24 protein-coding genes are annotated in these 25,541 nt (G+C 52.0%); 20 read left to right on the forward strand and 4 right to left on the reverse strand.

Annotation, left to right across the window (positions count from 1 at the left end; all coding sequences use genetic code 11):
* Window positions 1–105: 105 nt before the first annotated feature.
* Window positions 106–843 (forward strand): tRNA(1)(Val) (adenine(37)-N(6))-methyltransferase TrmN, encoded by a 738-nt coding sequence (trmN, locus tag BEB54_RS11160; protein ID WP_001353022.1) that lies wholly within the window; start codon window positions 106–108, stop codon window positions 841–843.
* Here trmN and nadB read toward each other — a convergent pair.
* Entirely contained in the window at window positions 828–2,450 is a 1,623-nt protein-coding gene (nadB, locus tag BEB54_RS11165) for an L-aspartate oxidase (RefSeq protein WP_105277568.1), read from the reverse strand. The two genes, trmN and nadB, sit on opposite strands and share 16 nt — an antisense overlap.
* Window positions 2,451–2,705: 255 nt before the next feature.
* Between nadB and rseD the strand changes: the two genes are divergently transcribed.
* The 13 genes from rseD (at window position 2,706) to shoB (ending at window position 12,873) form a co-directional block, all read left to right on the forward strand.
* Window positions 2,706–2,861 carry a rpoE leader peptide RseD gene (gene rseD, locus BEB54_RS28605; RefSeq protein WP_001303621.1) on the forward strand — a complete coding sequence of 52 codons (156 nt, stop codon included), beginning with the start codon at window positions 2,706–2,708 and terminating at the stop codon, window positions 2,859–2,861.
* Window positions 2,858–3,433 (forward strand): RNA polymerase sigma factor RpoE, encoded by a 576-nt coding sequence (gene rpoE, locus BEB54_RS11170; protein WP_001295364.1) that lies wholly within the window; start codon window positions 2,858–2,860, stop codon window positions 3,431–3,433. Before rseD ends, rpoE begins: the two co-directional genes overlap by 4 nt.
* Window positions 3,434–3,465: 32 nt before the next feature.
* Window positions 3,466–4,116 carry an anti-sigma-E factor RseA gene (gene rseA / locus BEB54_RS11175; protein WP_001168459.1) on the forward strand — a complete coding sequence of 217 codons (651 nt, stop codon included), beginning with the start codon at window positions 3,466–3,468 and terminating at the stop codon, window positions 4,114–4,116.
* Window positions 4,116–5,072: a sigma-E factor regulatory protein RseB gene (gene rseB, locus BEB54_RS11180; RefSeq protein ID WP_032184914.1), complete on the forward strand. Its 957-nt coding sequence runs from the start codon at window positions 4,116–4,118 to the stop codon at window positions 5,070–5,072. The genes rseA and rseB overlap by 1 nt, the downstream gene beginning before the upstream one ends.
* Entirely contained in the window at window positions 5,069–5,548 is a 480-nt protein-coding gene (rseC, locus tag BEB54_RS11185; RefSeq protein WP_000589075.1) for a SoxR-reducing system protein RseC, read from the forward strand. Before rseB ends, rseC begins: the two co-directional genes overlap by 4 nt.
* A gap of 197 nt (window positions 5,549–5,745) precedes the next feature.
* Window positions 5,746–7,545: a translation elongation factor 4 gene (gene lepA / locus BEB54_RS11190; RefSeq protein ID WP_000790168.1), complete on the forward strand. Its 1,800-nt coding sequence runs from the start codon at window positions 5,746–5,748 to the stop codon at window positions 7,543–7,545.
* A gap of 15 nt (window positions 7,546–7,560) precedes the next feature.
* Window positions 7,561–8,535 carry a signal peptidase I gene (gene lepB / locus BEB54_RS11195; protein ID WP_000002542.1) on the forward strand — a complete coding sequence of 325 codons (975 nt, stop codon included), beginning with the start codon at window positions 7,561–7,563 and terminating at the stop codon, window positions 8,533–8,535.
* Between the two features lie 272 nt (window positions 8,536–8,807).
* Window positions 8,808–9,488 carry a ribonuclease III gene (gene rnc / locus BEB54_RS11205; protein ID WP_001068343.1) on the forward strand — a complete coding sequence of 227 codons (681 nt, stop codon included), beginning with the start codon at window positions 8,808–8,810 and terminating at the stop codon, window positions 9,486–9,488.
* Window positions 9,485–10,390 carry a GTPase Era gene (gene era, locus BEB54_RS11210; RefSeq protein ID WP_000063883.1) on the forward strand — a complete coding sequence of 302 codons (906 nt, stop codon included), beginning with the start codon at window positions 9,485–9,487 and terminating at the stop codon, window positions 10,388–10,390. Before rnc ends, era begins: the two co-directional genes overlap by 4 nt.
* Before the next feature lie 131 nt (window positions 10,391–10,521).
* Window positions 10,522–11,250, forward strand: a complete 729-nt coding sequence (gene recO, locus BEB54_RS11215; protein WP_000399393.1) for a DNA repair protein RecO — start codon at window positions 10,522–10,524, stop codon at window positions 11,248–11,250.
* Window positions 11,251–11,261: 11 nt separating this feature from the next.
* Window positions 11,262–11,993 carry a pyridoxine 5'-phosphate synthase gene (gene pdxJ / locus BEB54_RS11220; protein ID WP_024198867.1) on the forward strand — a complete coding sequence of 244 codons (732 nt, stop codon included), beginning with the start codon at window positions 11,262–11,264 and terminating at the stop codon, window positions 11,991–11,993.
* Window positions 11,993–12,373, forward strand: a complete 381-nt coding sequence (gene acpS, locus BEB54_RS11225) for a holo-ACP synthase (protein WP_000986047.1) — start codon at window positions 11,993–11,995, stop codon at window positions 12,371–12,373. The genes pdxJ and acpS overlap by 1 nt, the downstream gene beginning before the upstream one ends.
* A 419-nt stretch (window positions 12,374–12,792) precedes the next feature.
* Window positions 12,793–12,873: a type I toxin-antitoxin system toxin ShoB gene (gene shoB, locus BEB54_RS11235; protein ID WP_000128779.1), complete on the forward strand. Its 81-nt coding sequence runs from the start codon at window positions 12,793–12,795 to the stop codon at window positions 12,871–12,873.
* Window positions 12,874–13,066: 193 nt separating this feature from the next.
* On the opposite strand, the gene yfhL is transcribed toward shoB, so the two are convergent.
* Together yfhL and BEB54_RS11245 are read right to left on the reverse strand one after the other, a co-directional pair.
* The gene (gene yfhL, locus BEB54_RS11240; protein ID WP_001196297.1) at window positions 13,067–13,327 is read right to left on the reverse strand and encodes a 4Fe-4S dicluster ferredoxin YfhL; all 261 of its coding nucleotides are present in this window, start codon (window positions 13,325–13,327) and stop codon (window positions 13,067–13,069) included.
* Window positions 13,328–13,382: 55 nt separating this feature from the next.
* Window positions 13,383–14,231 (reverse strand): MurR/RpiR family transcriptional regulator, encoded by an 849-nt coding sequence (locus tag BEB54_RS11245; protein WP_032184911.1) that lies wholly within the window; start codon window positions 14,229–14,231, stop codon window positions 13,383–13,385.
* Window positions 14,232–14,439: 208 nt separating this feature from the next.
* Here BEB54_RS11245 and yfhb point away from each other — a divergent pair, with 208 nt between their 5' ends.
* Window positions 14,440–15,075: a phosphatidylglycerophosphatase C gene (gene yfhb / locus BEB54_RS11250; RefSeq protein WP_000190661.1), complete on the forward strand. Its 636-nt coding sequence runs from the start codon at window positions 14,440–14,442 to the stop codon at window positions 15,073–15,075.
* Window positions 15,076–15,132: 57 nt separating this feature from the next.
* Window positions 15,133–15,636 carry a tRNA adenosine(34) deaminase TadA gene (gene tadA / locus BEB54_RS11255; RefSeq protein WP_001353025.1) on the forward strand — a complete coding sequence of 168 codons (504 nt, stop codon included), beginning with the start codon at window positions 15,133–15,135 and terminating at the stop codon, window positions 15,634–15,636.
* On the opposite strand, the gene mltF is transcribed toward tadA, so the two are convergent.
* Window positions 15,633–17,189 (reverse strand): membrane-bound lytic murein transglycosylase MltF, encoded by a 1,557-nt coding sequence (mltF, locus tag BEB54_RS11260; RefSeq protein ID WP_000734228.1) that lies wholly within the window; start codon window positions 17,187–17,189, stop codon window positions 15,633–15,635. The two genes, tadA and mltF, sit on opposite strands and share 4 nt — an antisense overlap.
* A gap of 257 nt (window positions 17,190–17,446) precedes the next feature.
* Here mltF and purL point away from each other — a divergent pair, with 257 nt between their 5' ends.
* The 4 genes from purL (at window position 17,447) to glrR (ending at window position 25,539) form a co-directional block, all read left to right on the forward strand.
* Window positions 17,447–21,334, forward strand: coding sequence for a phosphoribosylformylglycinamidine synthase (gene purL / locus BEB54_RS11270; RefSeq protein WP_105277569.1), 3,888 nt, complete (start codon window positions 17,447–17,449; stop codon window positions 21,332–21,334).
* Window positions 21,335–21,909: 575 nt separating this feature from the next.
* A complete protein-coding gene (gene qseE, locus BEB54_RS11275) occupies window positions 21,910–23,337 on the forward strand; it encodes a two component system sensor histidine kinase QseE/GlrK (RefSeq protein WP_105277570.1) in 1,428 nt (475 codons plus the stop codon).
* A 164-nt stretch (window positions 23,338–23,501) separates the two neighbouring features.
* A complete protein-coding gene (qseG, locus tag BEB54_RS11280; protein ID WP_105277571.1) occupies window positions 23,502–24,215 on the forward strand; it encodes a two-component system QseEF-associated lipoprotein QseG in 714 nt (237 codons plus the stop codon).
* Window positions 24,205–25,539, forward strand: coding sequence for a two-component system response regulator GlrR (gene glrR / locus BEB54_RS11285; protein WP_105277572.1), 1,335 nt, complete (start codon window positions 24,205–24,207; stop codon window positions 25,537–25,539). Before qseG ends, glrR begins: the two co-directional genes overlap by 11 nt.
* Window positions 25,540–25,541: the final 2 nt, after the last annotated feature.

Here is a 25,541-nt window from a genome sequence, read left to right on the forward strand (position 1 = left end):
TATAGACGTTACGGCTGCAATCTTCATCTGTTTGTATGGATATCGCTTCTCGGGTATTGTTCACACCCGGTGCTATCGCCGTTTTTCCTGCAAGGTTTTATTTTCATGTCACAGTCTACATCCGTGCTTCGTCGTAATGGATTTACTTTTAAACAGTTTTTTGTTGCTCACGATCGCTGTGCGATGAAAGTGGGAACGGATGGCATTTTGCTGGGCGCATGGGCACCGGTGGCTGGGGTAAAACGTTGCCTTGATATCGGCGCGGGTAGCGGGTTGCTGGCATTAATGCTGGCGCAGCGAACCGATGACAGCGTGATGATTGATGCCGTTGAACTGGAAAGTGAAGCTGCGACTCAGGCGCAGGAAAATATCAACCAGTCCCCGTGGGCAGAGCGGATTAATATCTATCCGGCGGATATTCAGCAGTGGATCACACAGCAGACAGCACGCTTTGATTTAATCATCAGTAACCCGCCTTATTATCAGCAGGGCGTTGAGTGCGCTACGCCGCAGAGGGAACAGGCACGCTATACCACTACGCTTGATCATCAATCGTTGCTAACCTGCGCGGCGGAGTGCATTACTGAAGAGGGATTTTTTTGCGTGGTGTTGCCAGAGCAGATTGGTAATGGTTTTACTGAACTGGCATTAAGAATGGGCTGGCATTTACGTTTACGGACGGATGTGGCGGAAAACGAAACGCGACAGCCGCATCGGGTGCTGCTGGCATTCTCCCCACAGGCGGGAGAATGCTATAGCGATCGCTTAGTGATTCGTGGGCCAGACCAGAGCTATTCCGAAGCGTACACTGCGCTGACCCAGGCTTTTTATTTGTTTATGTAAAGGTTGTCGGGGGAAAGGATCGATGGGCCAGAGTGAGTGAGCAACTCCGGGTAATCCAGCGTGAAATGCAGCCCCCGGCTCTCCTTGCGCACCATCGCACAGCGAACAATCAACTCGGCAACCTGTACCAGATTACGCAGCTCCAGCAAATTATTTGATACGCGGAAATGGGCGTAATATTCGTCTATTTCCTGCTGAAGCATATTGATCCGCCGCAGGGCGCGTTCCAGACGTTTCGTTGTGCGCACAATGCCGACGTAATCCCACATAAACAGACGTAGCTCGTGCCAGTTATGTTGAATCACCACCAGTTCGTCAGGGTTCTCAACACGGCTTTCATCCCACGGCGGTAACGTACTGACGCCGTGGGCATAAGGCATACGCCTGGTAATATCCTCCGCCGCCGACCAGCCGTAAACCAGACACTCCAGTAATGAATTTGAGGCCATGCGGTTAGCGCCGTGTAAGCCGGTATAACTCACTTCGCCAATGGCGTACAAACCTTCGACGTCCGTACGCCCATGATCATCAACCATTACACCACCGCAGGTATAATGTGCAGCAGGCACAATCGGCACCGGTTCTTTCGTGAGATCTATCCCCAGCCCGAGCAACTTTTCATAGATCATCGGGAAATGCTGGCGAATAAAATCGGCAGGCTTATGGCTGATGTCGAGATACATACAATCCGCACCGAGGCGTTTCATTTCATGATCAATAGCGCGGGCGACAATATCGCGCGGGGCCAGTTCGCCGCGCTCATCGAAATCGGGCATAAAACGCGTGCCATCCGGGCGCTTGAGATAAGCACCTTCGCCGCGCAGTGCTTCCGTTAACAGGAAATTTCGTGCCTGTGGGTGATAGAGCGCGGTAGGGTGAAACTGATTAAATTCGAGATTGGCGACCCGGCAGCCCGCGCGCCACGCCATAGCAATGCCATCGCCAGAAGAAATATCCGGATTGGTGGTGTACTGATAAACCTTCGACGCACCGCCGGTTGCCAGCACAACCGCTTTTGCGTGGCAGGTTTCAACCGTTTCTTTATTTCGGTTCCATACCCACGCGCCTACAACTCGTCGCGTGCCCGGCAGGCCAATTTTGTCAGAGACAATCAGATCAACCGCGTTGCTGCGCTCCAGCACGCGAATATTCGGATGGTTCTGCGCCTTGCTCACTAGTGTGGTTTCTACTTCTTTACCGGTGGCGTCCGCAGCATGAAGAATTCGTCGGTGACTATGTCCACCTTCACGGGTCAAATGGTAACTTTCTTCGCCATTCGATTGAACGTGGGTATCAAACAACACCCCCTGGTCGATTAACCATTGCACACAAGAACGCGCATTGCTGGCGACAAATTCAACTGCATGGCGATCACAAATACCAGCACCGGCAATCATTGTGTCTTCCACATGCGAATCAATGCTGTCAGTTTCATCAAACACGGCGGCAATTCCGCCCTGGGCATAAAATGTTGAACCTTCCGTGACTGGGCCTTTACTTAGAACGATGACATGATGCCGATCAGCCAGACGTAGCGCCAGTGAAAGCCCGGCAGCGCCGCTACCGATAATCAACACGTCACATGAATGTTCAGGGAGAGTATTCATTTTCTTTGTTTAATTTACTAAACACGGTTTGGTCAGCATAGCATCATGTTGTGCGATTAAACACCTGCTATTTTAATTTTTGTTACAGAGGCTAAACAGACCGAATCACGGCGACGAGAAAACGAGAAGTTACTGGCTGGCGAAGGATTAGGTGGTGAAATAAAAAGGCCGTTGGGTTACTCTTCAGGCAGTTAAATGGGCATTTCTACACAGATAATGCGATGTTCAGATTCTGTAGACTTATAATGATAGATAATGATCCGTCTACAGCATGACAAACAAAAACAGATGCGTTACGGAACTTTACAAAAACGAGACACTCTAACCCTTTGCTTGCTCAAATTGCAGCTAATGGAGTGGCGTTTCGATAGCGCGTGGAAATTTGGTTTGGGGAGACTTTACCTCGGATGAGCGAGCAGTTAACGGACCAGGTCCTGGTTGAACGGGTCCAGAAGGGAGATCAGAAAGCCTTTAACTTACTGGTAGTGCGCTATCAGCATAAAGTGGCGAGTCTGGTTTCCCGCTATGTGCCGTCGGGTGATGTTCCCGATGTGGTACAAGAAGCTTTTATTAAAGCCTATCGTGCGCTGGATTCGTTCCGGGGAGATAGCGCTTTTTATACATGGCTGTATCGGATTGCTGTAAATACAGCGAAAAATTACCTGGTTGCTCAGGGACGCCGTCCACCTTCCAGTGATGTGGATGCCATTGAAGCTGAAAACTTCGAAAGTGGCGGCGCGTTGAAAGAAATTTCGAACCCTGAGAACTTAATGTTGTCAGAAGAACTGAGACAGATAGTTTTCCGAACTATTGAGTCCCTCCCGGAAGATTTACGCATGGCAATAACCTTGCGGGAGCTGGATGGCCTGAGCTATGAAGAGATAGCCGCTATCATGGATTGTCCGGTAGGTACGGTGCGTTCACGTATCTTCCGAGCGAGGGAAGCTATTGATAACAAAGTTCAACCGCTTATCAGGCGTTGACGATAGCGGGATACTGGATAAGGGTATTAGGCATGCAGAAAGAACAACTTTCCGCTTTAATGGATGGCGAAACGCTGGATAGTGAGCTGCTTAACGAACTGGCTCATAACCCAGAAATGCAGAAAACCTGGGAAAGCTATCACTTAATCCGTGACTCAATGCGGGGTGATACTCCCGAGGTGCTCCATTTCGATATCTCTTCACGCGTAATGGCCGCCATTGAAGAAGAGCCAGTACGTCAACCGGCGACACTGATCCCAGAGGCCCAGCCTGCGCCGCATCAATGGCAGAAAATGCCATTCTGGCAGAAAGTACGTCCATGGGCTGCACAGCTTACCCAAATGGGCGTAGCAGCATGCGTATCGCTTGCAGTTATCGTTGGCGTCCAGCACTATAATGGGCAATCTGAAACGTCCCAGCAGCCCGAAACGCCAGTATTTAATACACTGCCGATGATGGGTAAAGCCAGCCCGGTTAGCCTGGGAGTACCTTCTGAAGCGACTGCAAACAATGGTCAACAGCAGCAGGTACAGGAGCAGCGTCGTCGCATTAATGCAATGTTGCAGGATTACGAACTGCAACGTCGACTCCACTCTGAACAGCTTCAGTTTGAGCAGGCCCAAACACAGCAAGCCGCTGTACAGGTGCCAGGAATTCAAACTTTAGGAACGCAATCGCAGTAATGAAGCAACTTTGGTTTGCCATGTCATTAGTGACAGGTAGCCTGTTATTCTCTGCTAACGCCTCGGCCACTCCCGCGTCCGGGGCGTTATTACAGCAGATGAACCTGGCCAGTCAGTCACTGAATTACGAGCTGTCATTCATCAGCATCAATAAACAGGGTGTTGAGTCTCTGCGTTATCGACATGCACGCCTCGATAACCGTCCTCTTGCACAATTGTTGCAAATGGATGGCCCGCGCCGGGAAGTGGTACAGCGCGGCAATGAAATCAGCTACTTTGAACCGGGCCTTGAACCGTTCACGCTTAATGGCGATTACATTGTTGATTCTCTGCCATCGCTCATCTATACCGATTTCAAACGCCTTTCTCCTTACTACGACTTTATCTCCGTGGGACGCACGCGTATTGCTGATCGTCTTTGCGAAGTCATTCGCGTGGTGGCCCGTGATGGCACACGCTACAGCTACATCGTGTGGATGGACACCGAATCGAAATTACCGATGCGGGTTGATCTCCTTGATCGCGATGGTGAAACGCTGGAACAATTTCGCGTGATTGCTTTTAACATTAATCAGGATATCAGCAGCAGTATGCAGACGCTGGCGAAAGCAAATCTGCCGCCGCTGCTTTCTGTTCCTGTAGGTGAAAAAGCTAAATTCAGCTGGACGCCAACCTGGTTGCCACAGGGGTTTAGTGAGGTTTCCAGCAGCCGACGTCCGTTACCGACGATGGACAACATGCCTATCGAATCACGTCTCTATTCCGACGGATTATTCAGCTTCTCGGTAAACGTTAACCGCGCTACGCCATCGAGCACTGATCAGATGTTGCGCACCGGACGCAGAACCGTCAGTACAAGCGTACGTGATAACGCCGAAATCACCATTGTCGGCGAACTGCCGCCGCAAACGGCGAAACGCATTGCCGAGAATATTAAGTTCGGGGCAGCGCAATGATCAAAGAGTGGGCTACGGTCGTCTCCTGGCAAAACGGGCAGGCGCTGGTCAGTTGTGATGTTAAAGCCTCATGCAGCAGCTGTGCTTCTCGTGTCGGTTGCGGTAGCCGCGTGCTGAATAAACTTGGCCCACAAACCACGCATACCATTGTCGTACCCTGTGATGAACCGTTAGTGCCGGGGCAAAAAGTGGAATTAGGAATCGCCGAGGGCAGCCTGCTTAGCTCCGCATTACTGGTTTATATGTCGCCGTTGGTGGGATTATTCCTCATCGCTTCGTTATTTCAGCTACTCTTTGCTTCAGATATTGCAGCATTATGCGGTGCGATTCTCGGCGGCGTTGGTGGATTCCTGATTGCACGCGGCTACTCGCGAAAGTTTGCTGCCCGGGCGGAATGGCAACCGATCATCTTAAGCGTGGCATTGCCGCCAGGCCTTGTGCGATTTGAAACATCTTCGGAAGACGCGAGCCAGTGATTTCACTGGCTTTGTTGCATTTTGCATAACAAATGCGAGGACGTTTCCAGATACCACAATCCATACGGTATGAACATTTCCTCGCCTCAATGTTGTAGTGTAGAATGCGGCGTTTCTATTAATACAGACGTTAAGCTCAGAACAGCGACTTCTAAAAGCCTGGTTAACCGGGCATTAAGGCACAATAATCATACTTTATGAAGAATATACGTAACTTTTCGATCATAGCTCACATTGACCACGGTAAATCGACGCTGTCTGACCGTATTATCCAGATCTGCGGTGGCCTGTCTGACCGTGAAATGGAGGCGCAGGTTCTCGATTCCATGGATCTTGAGCGTGAGCGTGGCATTACCATCAAAGCGCAAAGCGTGACGCTGGATTACAAAGCGTCTGACGGCGAAACCTATCAGCTTAACTTTATCGACACCCCGGGCCACGTAGACTTCTCCTATGAAGTTTCCCGTTCGCTGGCTGCCTGTGAGGGTGCATTGCTGGTGGTCGACGCCGGGCAGGGCGTAGAAGCGCAAACCCTGGCAAACTGCTACACCGCGATGGAAATGGATCTCGAAGTAGTGCCGGTACTGAACAAGATTGACCTGCCGGCAGCTGATCCTGAACGCGTAGCAGAAGAGATTGAAGATATCGTTGGTATCGACGCCACCGACGCAGTGCGCTGCTCAGCAAAAACCGGCGTTGGTGTGCAGGACGTTCTCGAACGTCTGGTGCGCGACATTCCGCCGCCGGAAGGCGATCCGGAAGGCCCGTTACAGGCGCTAATTATCGACTCCTGGTTCGACAACTACCTGGGCGTTGTTTCACTTATCCGTATTAAAAACGGCACCCTGCGTAAGGGCGACAAAGTGAAAGTCATGAGTACCGGGCAGACCTATAACGCCGACCGTCTGGGTATTTTCACGCCGAAGCAGGTTGACCGCACTGAACTGAAATGCGGTGAAGTTGGCTGGTTGGTATGTGCGATCAAAGACATCCACGGTGCACCGGTAGGCGATACCTTAACACTGGCGCGTAATCCGGCAGAAAAGGCGCTGCCTGGCTTTAAGAAAGTCAAACCGCAGGTTTACGCAGGCTTGTTCCCGGTAAGCTCTGACGACTATGAAGCCTTCCGTGACGCGCTGGGCAAACTCAGCCTGAATGATGCCTCACTGTTCTATGAGCCGGAAAGCTCCAGCGCGTTGGGCTTTGGTTTCCGCTGCGGCTTCCTCGGCTTGCTGCACATGGAGATCATTCAGGAACGACTGGAACGTGAATACGATCTGGATCTGATCACCACTGCGCCGACCGTAGTGTATGAAGTTGAAACCACGTCAAGAGAAGTTATCTACGTCGACAGCCCATCCAAGCTGCCAGCGGTAAATAACATTTACGAACTGCGCGAGCCGATTGCAGAGTGTCACATGCTGCTGCCGCAGGCATATCTCGGCAACGTTATTACGCTGTGCGTAGAAAAACGCGGCGTGCAGACCAATATGGTTTACCACGGTAATCAGGTGGCGCTGACGTACGAGATCCCGATGGCGGAAGTGGTGCTCGACTTCTTCGATCGCCTGAAATCTACCTCTCGTGGTTATGCGTCTCTGGATTACAACTTCAAACGCTTCCAGGCGTCCGACATGGTACGTGTAGACGTATTAATCAACGGTGAACGTGTTGATGCGCTGGCGTTGATCACCCACCGTGATAATTCGCAAAACCGTGGTCGCGAGCTGGTGGAGAAGATGAAAGATCTGATCCCACGCCAGCAGTTTGATATCGCCATTCAGGCAGCGATTGGTACGCACATCATTGCGCGCTCCACCGTGAAACAGCTGCGTAAAAACGTACTGGCTAAATGTTATGGTGGCGATATCAGCCGTAAGAAAAAGCTGCTGCAGAAGCAGAAAGAAGGTAAGAAACGCATGAAGCAGATCGGTAACGTCGAGCTGCCGCAGGAAGCGTTCCTCGCCATTCTGCACGTCGGCAAAGACAACAAATAACCCTTAGGAGTTGGCATGGCGAATATGTTTGCCCTCATTCTGGTGATTGCCACACTGGTGACGGGCATTTTATGGTGCGTGGATAAATTCTTTTTCGCACCTAAGCGACGGGAACGTCAGGCAGCGGCTCAAGCGGCTGCTGGTGACTCACTGGATAAAGCAACGCTGAAAAAAGTTGCGCCGAAGCCAGGTTGGCTGGAAACCGGGGCTTCTGTTTTTCCGGTGCTGGCTATTGTATTGATTGTGCGTTCGTTTATTTATGAACCGTTCCAGATCCCGTCAGGTTCGATGATGCCGACTCTGTTAATCGGTGACTTTATTCTGGTAGAAAAGTTTGCTTACGGCATTAAAGATCCTATCTACCAGAAAACGCTGATCGAAACCGGTCATCCGAAGCGTGGCGATATCGTGGTCTTTAAATACCCGGAAGATCCAAAGCTTGATTACATCAAGCGTGCGGTGGGTTTACCGGGCGATAAAGTCACTTACGATCCGGTTTCAAAAGAGCTGACGATTCAGCCGGGATGCAGTTCCGGTCAGGCGTGTGAAAACGCGCTGCCGGTCACCTACTCAAACGTGGAACCGAGCGATTTCGTTCAGACCTTCTCGCGCCGTAATGGTGGGGAAGCAACCAGCGGATTCTTTGAAGTGCCGAAAAACGAAACCAAAGAAAATGGAATTCGTCTTTCCGAGCGTAAAGAGACTCTGGGTGATGTGACGCACCGTATTTTGACAGTGCCGATTGCGCAGGATCAGGTGGGGATGTATTACCAGCAGCCAGGGCAACAACTGGCAACCTGGATTGTTCCACCGGGCCAATACTTCATGATGGGTGACAACCGTGACAACAGCGCGGACAGCCGTTACTGGGGCTTTGTGCCGGAAGCGAATCTGGTAGGTCGGGCAACGGCTATCTGGATGAGTTTCGATAAGCAAGAAGGCGAGTGGCCGACTGGTGTGCGCTTAAGTCGTATTGGCGGCATCCATTAATAGCTTATCTTCGTTCACGTTGTCGCCGTTATGGCGACAACGTGAATTATTTATGAGATAAATCCCCCGTGGCTAACGACATCCCCCCTCGTTGTGTATAGAATATTCCCCCGAAGTTTAAGGTTGGCACCTCCAGGTTGCCACGGCACACGAAACAGCGTTGGTCCCCATATACCGGTAAACTGAAACTGCAGCGAAGCAGTTAGCAGAGCCATGTATATCAGGTCTGTTTCGTGTGCTGAATTGTTGACGCATTTATTTATTGGTATCGCATGAACCCCATCGTAATTAATCGGCTTCAAAGGAAGCTGGGCTACACTTTTAATCATCAGGAACTGTTGCAGCAGGCATTAACCCATCGTAGTGCCAGCAGCAAACATAACGAGCGTTTAGAATTTTTAGGTGACTCTATTCTGAGCTACGTTATCGCCAATGCGCTTTATCACCGTTTCCCTCGCGTGGATGAAGGCGATATGAGCCGGATGCGCGCCACGCTGGTCCGTGGCAATACGCTGGCTGAACTGGCGCGCGAATTTGAGTTAGGTGAGTGCTTACGTTTAGGGCCAGGTGAACTTAAAAGCGGTGGATTTCGTCGTGAGTCAATTCTCGCCGACACCGTCGAAGCATTAATTGGTGGCGTATTCCTCGACAGTGACATTCAAACCGTCGAGAAATTAATCCTTAACTGGTATCAAACCCGTCTGGACGAAATTAGCCCAGGCGATAAACAAAAAGATCCGAAAACGCGCTTGCAAGAATATTTGCAGGGTCGCCATCTGCCGCTGCCGACTTATCTGGTAGTTCAGGTACGTGGCGAAGCGCACGATCAGGAATTTACTATCCACTGCCAGGTCAGCGGCCTGAGTGAACCGGTGGTTGGCACAGGTTCAAGCCGTCGTAAGGCTGAGCAGGCTGCCGCCGAACAGGCGTTGAAAAAACTGGAGCTGGAATGAGCAACGATAAAAGTTACTGCGGATTTATTGCTATCGTCGGACGTCCGAACGTTGGCAAATCCACATTGTTGAATAAATTGTTGGGGCAGAAAATCTCCATCACCTCCCGCAAGGCGCAGACAACTCGTCACCGCATTGTGGGGATCCATACTGAAGGCGCGTATCAGGCGATCTACGTCGATACCCCAGGCCTGCATATGGAAGAAAAACGCGCCATTAACCGCCTGATGAACAAAGCGGCGAGCAGTTCCATTGGCGACGTTGAGCTGGTGATTTTTGTCGTTGAAGGCACCCGCTGGACGCCGGACGATGAAATGGTGCTCAACAAACTGCGCGATGGCAAAGCGCCGGTAATCCTCGCGGTGAACAAAGTGGATAACGTGCAGGAAAAAGCCGATCTGCTGCCGCATTTACAGTTCCTGGCAAGCCAGATGAACTTCCTCGATATCGTGCCGATCTCTGCCGAAACCGGGCTGAATGTCGACACTATCGCGGCAATCGTGCGTAAGCATCTGCCTGAAGCGACCCATCACTTCCCGGAAGATTACATCACCGATCGCTCACAGCGTTTTATGGCGTCTGAAATCATCCGCGAAAAACTGATGCGTTTCCTCGGCGCTGAACTGCCGTACTCCGTGACCGTGGAGATCGAACGTTTCGTCTCTAACGAACGCGGTGGTTATGACATCAACGGTTTGATTCTCGTTGAGCGTGAAGGGCAGAAGAAGATGGTTATTGGCAACAAAGGGGCCAAGATCAAAACCATCGGGATTGAAGCGCGTAAAGACATGCAGGAAATGTTCGAAGCGCCTGTCCACCTTGAACTGTGGGTAAAAGTGAAATCTGGCTGGGCCGACGACGAACGCGCACTGCGCAGTCTCGGTTACGTTGACGATCTTTAATTAGCATACTCTATGACTTTCGAGGTGCAGGAAGGCGGCAAGACCGTGAATCCCTGGGAGCTTACTAAAGTAAGTGACCAGGGTGAACGGGTGCAGCCAAGGCACCTGCAACTTGAAAGGCGACGAGTATGATGGAAGGCTGGCAGCGCGCATTCGTATTGCATAGTCGCCCGTGGAGCGAAACCAGCCTGATGCTGGACGTCTTCACGGAGGAATCGGGTCGCGTGCGTCTGGTTGCCAAAGGCGCACGCTCTAAACGCTCTACTCTGAAAGGTGCATTACAGCCTTTCACCCCTCTCTTGCTACGTTTTGGCGGGCGTGGCGAAGTCAAAACGCTGCGCAGTGCCGAAGCTGTCTCGCTGGCGCTGCCATTAAGCGGTATCACCCTTTACAGTGGTTTGTACATTAACGAACTTCTCTCCCGCGTGCTGGAATACGAGACGCGCTTCTCTGAACTCTTTTTCGATTACTTGCACTGCATTCAGTCTCTTGCAGGTGCCACTGGTACGCCAGAACCCGCGCTGCGCCGCTTTGAACTGGCACTGCTCGGTCATCTGGGTTATGGCGTCAATTTTACCCATTGTGCGGGTAGCGGCGAGCCGGTAGATGACACCATGACGTATCGTTATCGCGAAGAAAAAGGGTTTATCGCAAGCGTCGTTATCGACAATAAAACGTTTACTGGAAGGCAGTTAAAAGCGTTAAACGCGCGGGAATTTCCTGACGCAGACACACTACGTGCCGCGAAACGCTTTACCCGCATGGCGCTTAAGCCGTATCTTGGCGGTAAACCATTAAAGAGCAGGGAACTGTTCCGGCAGTTTATGCCTAAGCGAACGGTGAAAACACATTATGAATGATGAGGATTGTCATGGCTGAATTACTGTTAGGCGTCAACATTGACCATATTGCAACGCTGCGTAACGCACGTGGTACTGCTTACCCGGATCCGGTGCAGGCGGCGTTTATTGCTGAGCAGGCGGGGGCGGATGGCATTACCGTGCATCTACGTGAAGATCGTCGCCACATTACCGACCGCGACGTGCGCATCCTGCGTCAGACGCTGGATACCCGCATGAATCTGGAGATGGCGGTGACCGAAGAGATGCTGGCGATCGCCGTTGAAACAAAGCCGCATTTTTGCTGCCTGGTACCGGAAAAGCGTCAGGAAGTAACAACCGAAGGCGGCCTGGACGTCGCAGGGCAGCGTGAAAAAATGCGCGATGCCTGCAAACGTCTGGCGGAGGCCGGGATCCTGGTTTCTCTGTTTATCGACGCCGATGAAGAGCAGATCAAAGCCGCGGCAGAGGTTGGCGCACCGTTTATCGAGATCCACACCGGTTGCTATGCTGATGCCAAAACTGACGCCGAACAGGCGCAAGAGCTGGCGCGTATCGCCAAAGCCGCGACCTTTGCCGCTAGTCTCGGTCTGAAAGTTAACGCTGGTCACGGTCTGACCTATCACAACGTGAAAGCCATTGCCGCCATCCCTGAGATGCATGAACTGAATATCGGTCATGCCATTATTGGTCGTGCAGTGATGACCGGACTGAAAGATGCGGTGGCAGAAATGAAGCGTTTGATGCTGGAAGCGCGTGGCTAATGGCAATATTAGGTTTAGGTACGGATATTGTGGAGATCGCTCGCATTGAATCGGTGATCGCCCGATCCGGTGAGCGCCTGGCACGCCGCGTATTAAGCGATAACGAATGGGCAATCTGGAAAACGCACCACCAGCCGGTGCGTTTTCTGGCGAAACGCTTTGCCGTAAAAGAAGCCGCAGCAAAAGCGTTTGGCACCGGGATCCGCAATGGTCTGGCGTTTAATCAGTTTGAAGTATTTAACGATGAGCTTGGTAAGCCACGGCTGCGACTGTGGGGCGAGGCATTAAAACTGGCGGAAAAGCTCGGCGTTGTAAATATGCATGTAACGCTGGCAGATGAACGCCACTATGCTTGTGCCACGGTAATTATCGAAAGTTAAAATAATATCGTTCTCTTTAAAAAGTAAAACCCCCGAACTGGTAAGGAACGGGGGTTTTACTTTACAACTTTAATTTTGTGCAGCACACGATTCCAACAAAAATGATTATGGATCAATTTAGTTATCCTGTACAAGCAACTTGCAATCTTTAGCATAAAAACTCGAGCCTTTACGAAGAAATCGATATTGATGAAAAGATTAACGTGACCGCTTTTTGATAAGTACATTAGAATCGGCGTCGTTATTGGATATTTTGCTGTGTTCTACGCCATGCCACTGAATTCCCCCATTGAAACGAGTGGTGTCGTCAAAGCTCTGGTGTGGAGTGCGGCACTCGATTCCAATAACTCGCACGTTCAGTTTTGGGGAGATGTAAGGGCTAATCTGAACGGCTGCATTCCTTGTTTAAGGAAAAACGAATGACTGATTGCCGATACCTGATTAAACGGGTCATTAAAGTCGTCATTGCTGTTTTACAGCTGATCCTTCTGTTCTTGTAACACCAGGAAACGTACTTAAGGCGCGTCAGGTTAACCAGCCAGGCGCGCCTTTAATAATTAGACGTAAGTGTCGGCGTATATATTATCGGAATTCATTTAATGAATATATTCATTAATGACATCATGGAAATGAATATGTAACTTTCGCTTTTATACGAGCAAATAAGCAATATCCTGCTCATAGAGCAAAATATTAAATCTTATCCGCGTGGTGCATTAGCACAAATTTATCCCACAACTGTTCTTCCGTCTCGACATGTTGTGGATCCTTCACAATGGTATTGGGGATCGGGCACACCTTCTGGCAGGTGGGCGTCTCGTAGTGGCCTACGCATTCGGTACACTTATCGCTGTTAATCTCGTAGATATGTTCACCCATCGAAATCGCCTCATTCGGGCATTCGGGTTCACACATATCACAATTGATGCATTTTTTAGTGATTAACAGCGCCATAAGGAAACTCTCAAAACAACACAAACCGGGCGGGCATTATACGCGCATTCTTTACTCAAACCAGTTTTTTCACCAGCGCTTCACTATGACGAATACGTTCTGGTGCCAGTTCCAGATCCTGCTGAATCAGCGCAATGAACAGTAAATCCGTTAACATTCCCTGAGCGTGACAAGCAGAGATTGCAGCACTGTTTGTCGCTTGTTCTTCGGCAATGGTATACAGGCAGTGAGAAGCGCGTTGTTGCAGGGCATTGGGAGTAAAGCCGGTAATTGCCATCACTTTTCCGCCCACTCGCAGCATCTCATCTGCCGCCAGGTTTAACTCGCGTCGTACACCAGTGTAGGAAATGGCTAATAACAGATCGTCAGGGGACGACGCCTGGACTGTGGCGAGTAGCGCATGCATATCGCGCACTGCGGCGGCATTGAAGCCAATCTTCATCAGCTTCCAGGCAAAGTTTTGCGCCACCAGACCCGAAGCGCCAATACCGGTCAGAATTATCCGCCGCGCAGAGCGCAACATTGCCACGCCTTCATGCAGTTTCTCTTCACTATTAACGTTTAGCGTTGCGTACATGGCGGCAGTATTTTCTTTAATCAGTTTTTCGCCGACCAGCCGTAACGGATCATCACCACGGATTTGGTTGTGAATGGGCACAGAAGGGGATTCCGGCTGGCTTGCCAGCGCTTCACTCAACGCCAACTTCAATGCCGGAAAACCTTTATAGCCGAGTTTTTGCGCGAACTTCACGACGCTGGACTGACTGACTCCGGCTTCGTTGGCCAGTTGCTGAGAGCTTAAATGGCGCGCCGTATCAGGTTGTAGTAGCAGATAGTCCGCCAGTTTTTTATCACTCTGGGCAAGCCCCTGGTAACGCTGACGGATACGAAGTAAGCCGTTCATATCTTTCCTCGCGATGAAATTATGGCGACAACAGGCAATATGAAACACACGCGAGTGAATTTTATATTCCATTGCTGCTAATTGCCATGAATTAAAAATTCCAGATAGCCATGATGCAGTCGATTGTTGCCGGAAAAGTGATGATCTATCTGTTAGGCTATGTAGTAGCGAAGATTAATCAGGATGTTTCAGTCCAGAGGAGTATGGTTTGGCAACTCACGAGCGTCGTGTGGTGTTTTTTGACTTAGATGGAACATTGCATCAGCAGGATATGTTCGGCAGTTTTTTGCGTTATTTACTGCGTCGCCAACCGCTGAATGCATTACTTGTCCTGCCGTTGTTGCCGGTCATTGCCATCGCGTTATTGATAAAAGGTCGTGCAGCACGCTGGCCGATGAGTCTGCTTCTTTGGGGATGCACTTTTGGTCACAGTGAAGCGCGCTTACAAGCGTTGCAGGCCGATTTTGTGCACTGGTTTCGCGACAATGTTACCGCTTTTCCGCTGGTTCAGGAGCGTTTGACTACCTACCTGTTAAGTTCCGATGCGGATATTTGGTTGATCACAGGATCTCCGCAGCCGCTGGTTGAAGCGGTTTATTTCGATACGCCCTGGCTGCCGCGGGTTAATCTTATCGCCAGCCAAATTCAGCGTGGCTATGGTGGTTGGGTATTGACGATGCGTTGTCTGGGACATGAAAAGGTCGCGCAACTGGAGCGCAAAATCGGCACGCCGCTGCGGCTGTACAGTGGCTATAGCGACAGTAATCAGGACAACCCGCTGCTTTATTTCTGCCAGCATCGCTGGCGGGTAACCCCGCGTGGTGAACTCCAGCAACTGGAATAGAGTAAAGCATAGCGTCCGTGTATAATGCGCCGCGCTTTTATAACCGGAGTTTTCTTTTTGTCTGAAGTCGAATTTAGCCACGAATACTGGATGCGTCACGCGCTGACGCTGGCGAAGCGTGCATGGGATGAGCGGGAAGTGCCGGTCGGCGCGGTATTAGTGCATAACAATCGGGTAATCGGCGAAGGCTGGAACCGTCCGATTGGTCGACATGATCCCACCGCGCATGCAGAAATCATGGCCCTGCGGCAGGGCGGTCTGGTGATGCAAAATTATCGTCTGATCGACGCCACGTTGTATGTCACGCTTGAGCCATGTGTGATGTGTGCCGGAGCAATGATCCACAGTCGTATTAGTCGCGTGGTCTTTGGTGCGCGTGATGCGAAAACGGGCGCTGCGGGATCTTTAATGGATGTGCTGCACCATCCGGGTATGAATCATCGAGTGGAAATAACGGAAGGAATACTGGCAGACGAGTGCGCGGCGTTGCTCAGTGACTTCTTTCGCATGCGCCGCCAGGAAATTAAAGCGCAGAAAAAAGCGCAATCCTCGACGGATTAATTTTGTTTCTCTTCACTCCCTTTCCTGGAAAACAGCAGAGAGGGAGAGTGGGTCAAATAGTTTGATGACGACTGGGAAAGAAACGAGAGAAAAGGAAATTTCTCTTTGCCCAGCTCAGTTGGCGATACTGCCGGATAATCCTGCGCCAGTTGCATCGCCGCTTCTGTAGCCTGCTTCTCTTTCTCTTGCAGATAACCCACCAGGCTAATCTGATACTTACGAATATTTTCTACATAAGCGTAGGCTTCATGCCCACGTGCGTAGCCGTAAGTCAGCTTGCTGTAATAGGGTTTCTGGCTAAGTAAAGGCAGGCGCTGTTTCACGTCAGCCCAACTGTCAGGATTACCTTTAGTTTTTGCCGTCAGGGCGCGGGCATCCAGCATATGCGCATAGCCCATATTGTACGCGGCGAGGGCAAACCAGATCCGTTCGTTCTCCGGCACACTTTCCGGCACTTTACTCATCATATCCTGCAAATAACGCACACCGCCGCTGATGCTCTGTTCGGCATCGGTACGATCCGTAATGCCGAGGCTTTGTGCGGTATTTTTGGTTAACATCATCATGCCACGCACACCCGTCGGGGAAGTGGCCTGTGCATCCCAGTGCGATTCCTGATAAGCAATAGCGGCCAGCAAACGCCAGTCAATTTCTTCGGCGTACTTCTCAAACAGCGGTTTCAACTGCGGTAGTACGGTATCGACGGCGCGTAAAAACGTGCGCGTATCGACGTAATCAAAATCAGCGCCATGCCCCAGGTATTTCTCTTCAATGCGTGCCAGCGTGCCGTCTTCATTCATTTCGTTGAAGAAGTCGAGCAGAGCGGCAGAAAGGGTATTATCGCCATCTAATCGGCTAAACCAGGTCACCGGCTGTTCGTCGGTGATATCAAGCGCTACAGCGAGTTCCGGGTGAACGCGCTGAAACAGGCTGATGGCGACAGAATCAGCAATGGTGTAATCGAGTTTTCCTTCGATGACATCTTCCATTAGTTCTGCTGAGCCTTTTTTGTCGTCTACCTTCCAGCTTAATTCCGGGAATTTTGTTTCTTTCAGGGTCTGGAGATCGTTAACCACCACATGGCCTGGTGCGATGGTAAGTTGCTCCGCTGTCAGATTGCCCAGCGTACGCGGGCGATACTGACCCACTTTATAAACCAGTTGTTGTGACACGGAATAGTAGGTAGGGCCAGGCTGATAGTTTTTTACCCGCTCACTGTTATAAACCAGTCCTGCAGCCAGCAGATCGGCGTTGCCGTTATCGAGGTCGTCAAACAGCTGGCTGATATTCTGCCGCACGGTCACTTTCAGTTTTACGCCGAGGTACTCGGCAAACTGTTTCGCCAGTTCGTAATCCAGGCCAAAAGGTTTCCCGTTGATTTCGTTATAAGTCAGTGGGGTATGAATAGTACTCACACGCAACTCTCCCCGCGCTTGAATGGCGGCGATACGGTTGTCGGCTTTACCAAACCATGGAATGGATGGCCAGAGAGCGACCGCGAGCAGCAGTGCCAGAATGCCAATGAACAGATAATTAATCTTTAATTTTTTCAATTAGTTAATTCTCTGTGTCGTGCGCATCCCAGCTTGAAAAAACGTAATAATAGTGAAAGGTTTACTCATAAATGAGCGGCATTTTGCGTAAACCAGCGCCAGTTGGCAACTTATTACAGCCATTGGCGGCACGCGTTGCTAATTCACAATGGTGATTTTATTTCCACGCAAACGGTTTCGTCAGCGCATCAGATTCTTTATAATGACGCCCGTTTCCCCCCCTTGGGTACACCGAAAGCTTAGAAGACGAGAGACTTATGATGGAAATTCTGCGTGGTTCGCCTGCATTGTCGGCATTCCGAATCAACAAACTGCTGGCACGTTTTCAGGCTGCCAGGCTCCCGGTTCACAATATTTACGCCGAGTATGTCCATTTTGCTGACCTCAATGCGCCGTTAAACGATGATGAGCACGCACAACTTGAACGCCTGCTGAAATATGGCCCGGCACTCGCCAGCCATGCCCCGCAAGGCAAACTCCTGCTGGTGACCCCGCGTCCTGGTACCATCTCTCCCTGGTCTTCGAAAGCGACCGATATCGCCCATAACTGCGGGCTGCAACAGGTAAACCGCCTTGAGCGCGGCGTTGCTTACTATATAGAAGCCGGTACGCTGACCCATGAACAATGGCAGCAGGTGACCGCTGAACTGCACGACCGCATGATGGAAACGGTCTTTTCTGCTTTAGATGATGCAGAGCAGCTGTTTGCACACCATCAACCGACTCCGGTCACCAGCGTTGATTTGCTGGGGCAGGGCCGTCAGGCGCTAATCGACGCTAACCTGCGTCTTGGCCTGGCACTGGCGGAAGATGAAATTGACTATCTGCAGGATGCATTCACAAAGCTGGGTCGTAACCCGAACGACATCGAGCTGTATATGTTCGCCCAGGCGAACTCTGAGCACTGCCGCCACAAAATTTTTAACGCCGACTGGATTATCGACGGAGAACAACAGCCGAAATCGCTGTTCAAGATGATCAAAAACACCTTCGAAACCACGCCGGATCACGTTCTTTCTGCTTATAAAGATAACGCCGCCGTGATGGAAGGTTCCGAAGTGGGCCGCTACTTTGCTGACCGCGAAACGGGCCGCTACGACTTCCATCAGGAACCGGCGCACATCCTGATGAAAGTCGAAACCCACAACCACCCAACGGCGATTTCTCCGTGGCCGGGGGCGGCAACTGGTTCCGGTGGCGAAATTCGCGATGAAGGTGCCACCGGCCGCGGCGCGAAGCCGAAAGCTGGTCTGGTCGGTTTCTCCGTATCTAACCTGCGTATTCCTGGCTTTGAACAACCGTGGGAAGAAGATTTCGGTAAGCCTGAGCGCATTGTCACCGCGCTGGACATCATGACAGAAGGTCCGCTGGGCGGCGCGGCATTTAACAACGAATTTGGTCGTCCGGCACTGAACGGCTACTTCCGTACCTATGAAGAAAAAGTGAACAGCCACAACGGCGAAGAGCTGCGCGGGTATCACAAACCGATCATGCTGGCGGGTGGGATCGGCAACATTCGCGCCGATCACGTACAAAAAGGCGAGATCAACGTCGGTGCGAAACTGGTCGTTCTCGGCGGCCCGGCAATGAACATCGGTCTTGGCGGCGGCGCGGCCTCTTCCATGGCCTCCGGCCAGTCTGACGCGGATCTCGATTTCGCGTCCGTTCAGCGCGATAACCCGGAAATGGAACGTCGTTGCCAGGAAGTGATCGACCGCTGCTGGCAGCTTGGCGACGCGAACCCGATTCTGTTTATCCACGACGTCGGCGCAGGCGGTCTTTCTAACGCCATGCCGGAGCTGGTGAGCGACGGCGGGCGCGGCGGTAAATTTGAACTGCGCGATATCCTGAGCGACGAACCGGGCATGAGCCCGCTGGAAATCTGGTGTAACGAATCCCAGGAACGCTACGTGCTGGCAGTTGCTGCCGATCAGTTACCGCTGTTTGACGAACTGTGTAAGCGTGAGCGCGCACCGTACGCGGTGATTGGTGAGGCCACCGAAGAATTACATCTTTCTCTGCACGATCGTCATTTTGATAATCAACCCATCGATCTGCCGCTCGACGTACTACTTGGCAAAACGCCGAAGATGACCCGCGATGTGCAAACGCTGAAAGCGAAAGGCGACGCGCTGGCCCGTGAAGGGATCACCATCGCTGACGCGGTGAAACGTGTGTTACATCTGCCGACTGTGGCGGAGAAAACCTTTCTGGTGACCATCGGCGATCGCAGCGTAACCGGCATGGTGGCGCGCGATCAGATGGTGGGTCCGTGGCAGGTGCCGGTCGCTAACTGCGCAGTCACTACCGCCAGCCTCGACAGTTACTACGGTGAAGCGATGGCAATAGGCGAACGTGCGCCAGTTGCACTGCTGGATTTCGCCGCTTCTGCCCGCCTGGCGGTCGGTGAAGCGTTAACTAACATCGCCGCTACGCAGATTGGCGATATCAAACGCATTAAACTTTCCGCTAACTGGATGGCGGCAGCAGGTCATCCAGGTGAAGACGCGGGCCTGTATGAAGCCGTTAAAGCGGTGGGCGAAGAGCTTTGTCCGGCGCTGGGCCTGACGATTCCGGTGGGTAAAGACTCCATGTCGATGAAAACCCGCTGGCAGGAAGGTAGCGAAGAGCGCGAAATGACGTCGCCGCTGTCGCTGGTGATTTCTGCATTTGCCCGCGTGGAAGATGTGCGTCACACCATCACGCCGCAGCTTTCTACCGAAGATAACGCACTGCTGCTGATTGATCTGGGCAAAGGCAATAACGCGCTGGGTGCAACGGCGCTGGCGCAGGTTTATCGTCAGCTTGGCGACAAGCCTGCTGATGTGCGCGACTTCGCGCAACTGAAAGGTTTCTATGACGCGATTCAGGCACTGGTTGCACAGCGTAAGCTGCTCGCGTATCACGACCGCTCTGATGGCGGGCTGGTGGTAACGCTGGCGGAAATGGCCTTTGCTGGTCATTGCGGCATTGACGCAGATATCGCCACTCTGGGTGACGATCGCCTGGCGGCGTTGTTTAACGAAGAACTGGGTGCGGTGATTCAGGTTCGAGCCGCTGACCGTGAAGCAGTTGAAGCGGTACTGGCACAGCATGGGCTTGCTGATTGCGTCCATTATGTTGGCCAGGCGGTTTCCGGTGACCGTTTTGTAATTACCGCCAACGGGCAGACTGTATTCAGCGAAAGCCGCACCACGTTGCGTGTCTGGTGGGCAGAAACTACCTGGCAGATGCAGCGCCTGCGTGACAACCCGGAGTGTGCCGATCAGGAACATCAGGCGAAATCTAACGACGCCGATCCGGGCCTGAATGTGAAACTGTCGTTTGATATCAACGAAGATGTGGCAGCACCGTATATTGCCACTGGTGCGCGTCCGAAAGTTGCCGTGCTGCGTGAGCAGGGGGTGAACTCGCATGTTGAAATGGCGGCAGCTTTCCACCGTGCAGGCTTCGATGCAATCGATGTGCATATGAGCGACCTGCTGGCTGGACGCACGGGCCTGGAGGATTTCCACGCTCTGGTAGCGTGCGGCGGTTTCTCCTACGGTGACGTGCTGGGTGCTGGTGAAGGCTGGGCGAAGTCTATCCTGTTCAATGACCGTGTACGCGATGAGTTTGCAACCTTCTTCCACCGTCCGCAAACGCTGGCGCTGGGGGTATGTAACGGTTGCCAGATGATGTCTAACCTACGCGAACTGATCCCAGGTAGCGAGTTGTGGCCACGTTTCGTGCGTAACACCTCCGATCGCTTTGAAGCGCGTTTCAGCCTGGTAGAAGTGACCCAAAGCCCGTCTCTGCTGTTGCAAGGGATGGTGGGTTCGCAGATGCCGATTGCTGTCTCTCACGGCGAAGGGCGCGTGGAAGTGCGCGATGCGGCGCATCTGGCGGCACTGGAAAGCAAAGGGCTGGTGGCACTGCGCTATGTCGATAACTTTGGTAAAGTCACCGAAACCTACCCGGCTAACCCGAACGGTTCTCCGAATGGTATTACGGCGGTCACGACTGAAAATGGTCGAGTCACCATTATGATGCCGCACCCGGAACGTGTTTTCCGTACTGTCAGTAACTCCTGGCATCCGGAAAACTGGGGCGAGGATGGCCCATGGATGCGTATTTTCCGCAATGCGCGTAAGCAGTTGGGGTAAGTCGTCAAACTATTGGTTTTGCTGCCCGGATGTGGCATTCACGCCGCATCCGGCATTAAACGCCGACCACAAAAAAAGCTCCCAGCTCCGGGAGCTTTTTTTGTGTCTGTAAATCACGACAATGGGTGGTTTACCGTGTCGCTTTTTGGCGACATTTAATTGATTGATTTTATTTGGATCTAATAAATTTATCTTAAGGTGTCTCTTTTTAGCGACACAATGGCTGATTTACACCCAAATAGCGAAGAAGTCATAAATCCATCAAAACAACGTATAATCAGTACGTTACCAAACTATTTTATTTATTGGCACAGTTACTGCATAATAGTCATCAGTGGCTCATTCACCGACTTATGTCAGCCCCTTCGGGACGTGCTACATAAAATTCGAATGACGCACAACAAGGTGCCTGCCGTCCAACTTCTGATATCAGCTTAGCTATATCAACCCTCGGGCGAAACGTCGAGTTAGGCACCGCCTTATTCCATAACAAAGCCGGGTCATTCCCGGCTTTGTTGTATCTGAACTTCCCCTCGGTTAGCATCAGGCTATTCGCGTCTGACGAGAGTAACACCTTGAAACGCTGGCCCGTTTTTCCCCGCTCATTACGACAACTGGTAATGCTGGCATTTTTGCTGATTCTGCTACCCCTGTTGGTGCTGGCATGGCAAGCCTGGCAAAGCCTGAATGCGCTTAGCGATCAGGCGGCGCTGGTTAACCGCACTACGCTTATTGATGCCCGGCGCAGTGAAGCGATGACCAACGCGGCGCTGGAGATGGAGCGTAGCTACCGTCAGTATTGCGTGCTGGACGACCCAACTCTGGCGAAGGTTTATCAAAGCCAGCGCAAGCGTTACAGCGAAATGCTCGATGCCCACGCAGGCGTACTGCCGGACGATAAACTATACCAGGCATTGCATCAGGACTTGAACAATCTGGCTCAACTTCAGTGTAACAACAGCGGTCCCGATGCTGCCGCCGCCGCGCGTCTGGAAGCCTTTGCCAGCGCCAATACCGAAATGGTACAGGCCACGCGCACAGTGGTGTTCTCTCGTGGACAGCAGCTTCAGCGTGAAATCGCCGAACGTGGGCAATATTTTGGTTGGCAATCGCTGGTGTTATTTCTGGTAAGTCTGGTGATGGTACTGCTCTTCACGCGGATGATTATCGGCCCGGTAAAAAATATTGAACGGATGATCAACCGTCTGGGGGAAGGGCGTTCTCTGGGCAATAGCGTTTCGTTCAGTGGACCGAGTGAGTTACGCTCGGTTGGGCAACGTATTCTTTGGTTAAGTGAGCGCCTGTCATGGCTGGAATCCCAGCGCCATCAATTCTTAAGACATTTATCTCATGAATTAAAAACCCCGCTGGCGAGTATGCGCGAGGGCACTGAATTACTGGCTGACCAGGTTGTCGGGCCGCTTACGCCCGAGCAAAAAGAGGTGGTGAGCATCCTTGATAGCAGCAGCCGCAATTTGCAAAAACTGATCGAACAACTGCTTGATTACAACCGTAAACAGGCGGACGGTGCAGTGGAACTGGAGAATGTTGAATTAGCACCGCTGGTGGAGACAGTGGTTTCTGCTCATAGCCTGCCCGCACGGGCTAAAATGATGCATACCGACGTCGATCTCAAAGCAACAGCTTGCCTGGCGGAGCCAATGCTGCTGATGAGCGTACTGGATAATCTTTACTCCAATGCGGTGCACTACGGGGCTGAATCCGGTAACATTTGCCTTCGCAGCAGTTTACATGGCGCGCGGGTTTATATTGATGTCATCAATACGGGCACACCCATTCCGCAAGAGGAACGCGCCATGATCTTCGAACCCTTTTTTCAGGGAAGCCACCAGCGAAAAGGGGCGGTGAAGGGCAGCGGTCTGGGATTAAGCATTGCCAGGGATTGTATTCGCCGTATGCAGGGGGAACTGCATCTGGTCGACGAGAGCGGGCAAGAGGTTTGCTTCCGCATTGAATTACCGTCGTCGAAAAACACGAAATAATGTTAAGAGCCTATCCCATCAGGCTATTTTATTTGCCAGTTTGGCCTCGTGCAGTGCTCGAAATCCTTACGTACTACGTGTACGCTCCGGTTTCTCCGCACTGTCCATGTCCAAACTGCCTGCAACAATTACGCCCACTGGGATAGGTTTTAAGTCTGGTGAATATGCGACACATTTTTCAACGATTATTGCCCCGACGGCTATGGCTGGCAGGGCTGCCATGTCTGGCATTGCTGGGTTGCGTGCAGAGTCACAATAAGCCAGCTATTGATACGCCAGCAGAAGAAAAAATTCCGGTTTATCAACTGGCTGACTATCTTTCTACTGAATGCAGCGACATCTGGGCACTGCAAGGTAAGTCAACCGAAACCAATCCGCTTTACTGGCTGCGGGCGATGGATTGTGCTGATCGTTTAATGCCTGCGCAGTCGCGTCAGCAAGCCCGCCAATATGACGACGGCAGCTGGCAAAATACCTTCAAACAAGGGATTTTGCTCGCCGACGCCAAAATTACGCCTTATGAGCGCCGCCAGCTGGTCGCGCGCATTGATGCGTTAAGTACCGAGTTCCCGGCACAGGTTCGCCCACTGTATCAACTCTGGCGCGACGGTCAGGCGCTGCAACTGCAACTGGCGGAAGAGCGCCAACGCTACAGCAAACTCCAGCAGTCCAGCGACAGCGAACTGGATACTTTGCGCCAGCAACATCACGTTCTACAGCAGCAACTGGAGCTCACCACCCGCAAGCTGGAAAATCTGACCGATATTGAACGTCAGCTCTCGACCCGCAAACCGGCTGGCAATTTCTCGCCGGATACGCCGCACGAGAGTGAAAAGCCCGCGCCATCTACCCATGAGGTCACTCCTGATGAGCCATAAACCTGCGCATTTATTACTGGTCGATGACGATCCAGGATTGCTGAAACTGCTTGGCCTGCGTCTGACCAGTGAAGGCTACAGCGTGGTTACGGCGGAAAGTGGAGCTGAAGGATTGCGGATACTGAATCGTGAAAAAGTAGATTTAGTCATCAGCGATCTGCGGATGGATGAAATGGATGGTATGCAACTGTTTGCTGAAATCCAGAAAGTGCAGCCAGGTATGCCAGTAATCATCCTCACCGCGCATGGTTCCATTCCCGATGCGGTTGCCGCGACACAGCAGGGCGTGTTCAGTTTCCTCACCAAGCCCGTCGATAAAGACGCGCTGTATCAGGCAATTGATGATGCGCTGGAACAATCCGCGCCAACCACCTACGAACGCTGGCGCGAGGCGATTGTCACCCGCAGCCCGCTGATGCTGCGTTTGCTGGAACAGGCGAGGCTGGTGGCGCAGTCAGATGTTAGCGTTTTGATTAACGGTCAGAGCGGTACCGGGAAAGAGATTTTTGCCCAGGCGATCCACAACGCCAGCCCGCGCAACAGCAAGCCGTTTATTGCTATTAACTGTGGCGCATTGCCCGAGCAATTACTGGAGTCCGAGCTGTTTGGTCATGCGCGTGGTGCGTTTACTGGCGCTGTCAGCAATCGCGAAGGTTTATTCCAGGCGGCGGAAGGCGGTACGCTGTTTCTCGATGAGATTGGCGACATGCCCGCACCGTTGCAGGTCAAACTGCTACGCGTGTTGCAGGAGCGCAAAGTGCGCCCGCTGGGCAGCAACCGCGATATTGATATCGACGTGCGGATTATTTCCGCCACTCACCGCGACCTGCCAAAAGCGATGGCGCGCGGGGAATTCCGTGAAGATCTCTATTACCGCCTCAACGTTGTCAGCCTGAAAATTCCGGCACTGGCGGAGCGCACAGAAGACATTCCGCTACTGGCAAATCACCTGTTGCGCCAGGCGGCAGAGCGACATAAACCATTTGTCCGCGCGTTCTCCACCGATGCAATGAAACGCCTGATGACCGCGAGCTGGCCGGGCAACGTGCGCCAGTTGGTCAACGTGATTGAACAGTGCGTGGCGCTGACATCATCTCCGGTGATTAGTGATGCGTTAGTCGAGCAGGCGCTGGAGGGCGAAAACACGGCGCTGCCAACCTTTGTTGAGGCGCGTAATCAGTTTGAACTCAACTACTTGCGTAAGCTGCTGCAAATTACCAAAGGCAACGTCACCCACGCGGCGAGAATGGCGGGGCGCAACCGGACAGAATTTTATAAACTGCTTTCCCGACACGAGCTGGATGCAAACGATTTCAAGGAATGAAT

It is taken from the genome of Escherichia sp. MOD1-EC6021, from assembly GCF_002965245.1.
Classification (GTDB): domain Bacteria; phylum Pseudomonadota; class Gammaproteobacteria; order Enterobacterales; family Enterobacteriaceae; genus Escherichia; species Escherichia coli_F.

What these genes read in the sequence shown, in the direction of transcription:
- recO (WP_000399393.1), top strand. Translation starts at nt 10,522, where the DNA reads ATGGAAGGCTGGCAGCGCGCATTCGTATTGCATAGTCGCCCGTGGAGC.
- lepA (WP_000790168.1), top strand. Translation starts at nt 5,746, where the DNA reads ATGAAGAATATACGTAACTTTTCGATCATAGCTCACATTGACCACGGT.
- rseB (WP_032184914.1), top strand. Translation starts at nt 4,116, where the DNA reads ATGAAGCAACTTTGGTTTGCCATGTCATTAGTGACAGGTAGCCTGTTA.
- rseC (WP_000589075.1), top strand. Translation starts at nt 5,069, where the DNA reads ATGATCAAAGAGTGGGCTACGGTCGTCTCCTGGCAAAACGGGCAGGCG.
- trmN (WP_001353022.1), top strand. Translation starts at nt 106, where the DNA reads ATGTCACAGTCTACATCCGTGCTTCGTCGTAATGGATTTACTTTTAAA.
- shoB (WP_000128779.1), top strand. Translation starts at nt 12,793, where the DNA reads ATGACTGATTGCCGATACCTGATTAAACGGGTCATTAAAGTCGTCATT.
- nadB (WP_105277568.1), bottom strand. Translation starts at nt 2,450, where the DNA reads ATGAATACTCTCCCTGAACATTCATGTGACGTGTTGATTATCGGTAGC.
- rseD (WP_001303621.1), top strand. Translation starts at nt 2,706, where the DNA reads ATGATCCGTCTACAGCATGACAAACAAAAACAGATGCGTTACGGAACT.
- lepB (WP_000002542.1), top strand. Translation starts at nt 7,561, where the DNA reads ATGGCGAATATGTTTGCCCTCATTCTGGTGATTGCCACACTGGTGACG.
- glrR (WP_105277572.1), top strand. Translation starts at nt 24,205, where the DNA reads ATGAGCCATAAACCTGCGCATTTATTACTGGTCGATGACGATCCAGGA.
- pdxJ (WP_024198867.1), top strand. Translation starts at nt 11,262, where the DNA reads ATGGCTGAATTACTGTTAGGCGTCAACATTGACCATATTGCAACGCTG.
- acpS (WP_000986047.1), top strand. Translation starts at nt 11,993, where the DNA reads ATGGCAATATTAGGTTTAGGTACGGATATTGTGGAGATCGCTCGCATT.
- BEB54_RS11245 (WP_032184911.1), bottom strand. Translation starts at nt 14,231, where the DNA reads ATGAACGGCTTACTTCGTATCCGTCAGCGTTACCAGGGGCTTGCCCAG.
- era (WP_000063883.1), top strand. Translation starts at nt 9,485, where the DNA reads ATGAGCAACGATAAAAGTTACTGCGGATTTATTGCTATCGTCGGACGT.
- yfhL (WP_001196297.1), bottom strand. Translation starts at nt 13,327, where the DNA reads ATGGCGCTGTTAATCACTAAAAAATGCATCAATTGTGATATGTGTGAA.
- rpoE (WP_001295364.1), top strand. Translation starts at nt 2,858, where the DNA reads ATGAGCGAGCAGTTAACGGACCAGGTCCTGGTTGAACGGGTCCAGAAG.
- rnc (WP_001068343.1), top strand. Translation starts at nt 8,808, where the DNA reads ATGAACCCCATCGTAATTAATCGGCTTCAAAGGAAGCTGGGCTACACT.
- qseG (WP_105277571.1), top strand. Translation starts at nt 23,502, where the DNA reads ATGCGACACATTTTTCAACGATTATTGCCCCGACGGCTATGGCTGGCA.
- purL (WP_105277569.1), top strand. Translation starts at nt 17,447, where the DNA reads ATGATGGAAATTCTGCGTGGTTCGCCTGCATTGTCGGCATTCCGAATC.
- rseA (WP_001168459.1), top strand. Translation starts at nt 3,466, where the DNA reads ATGCAGAAAGAACAACTTTCCGCTTTAATGGATGGCGAAACGCTGGAT.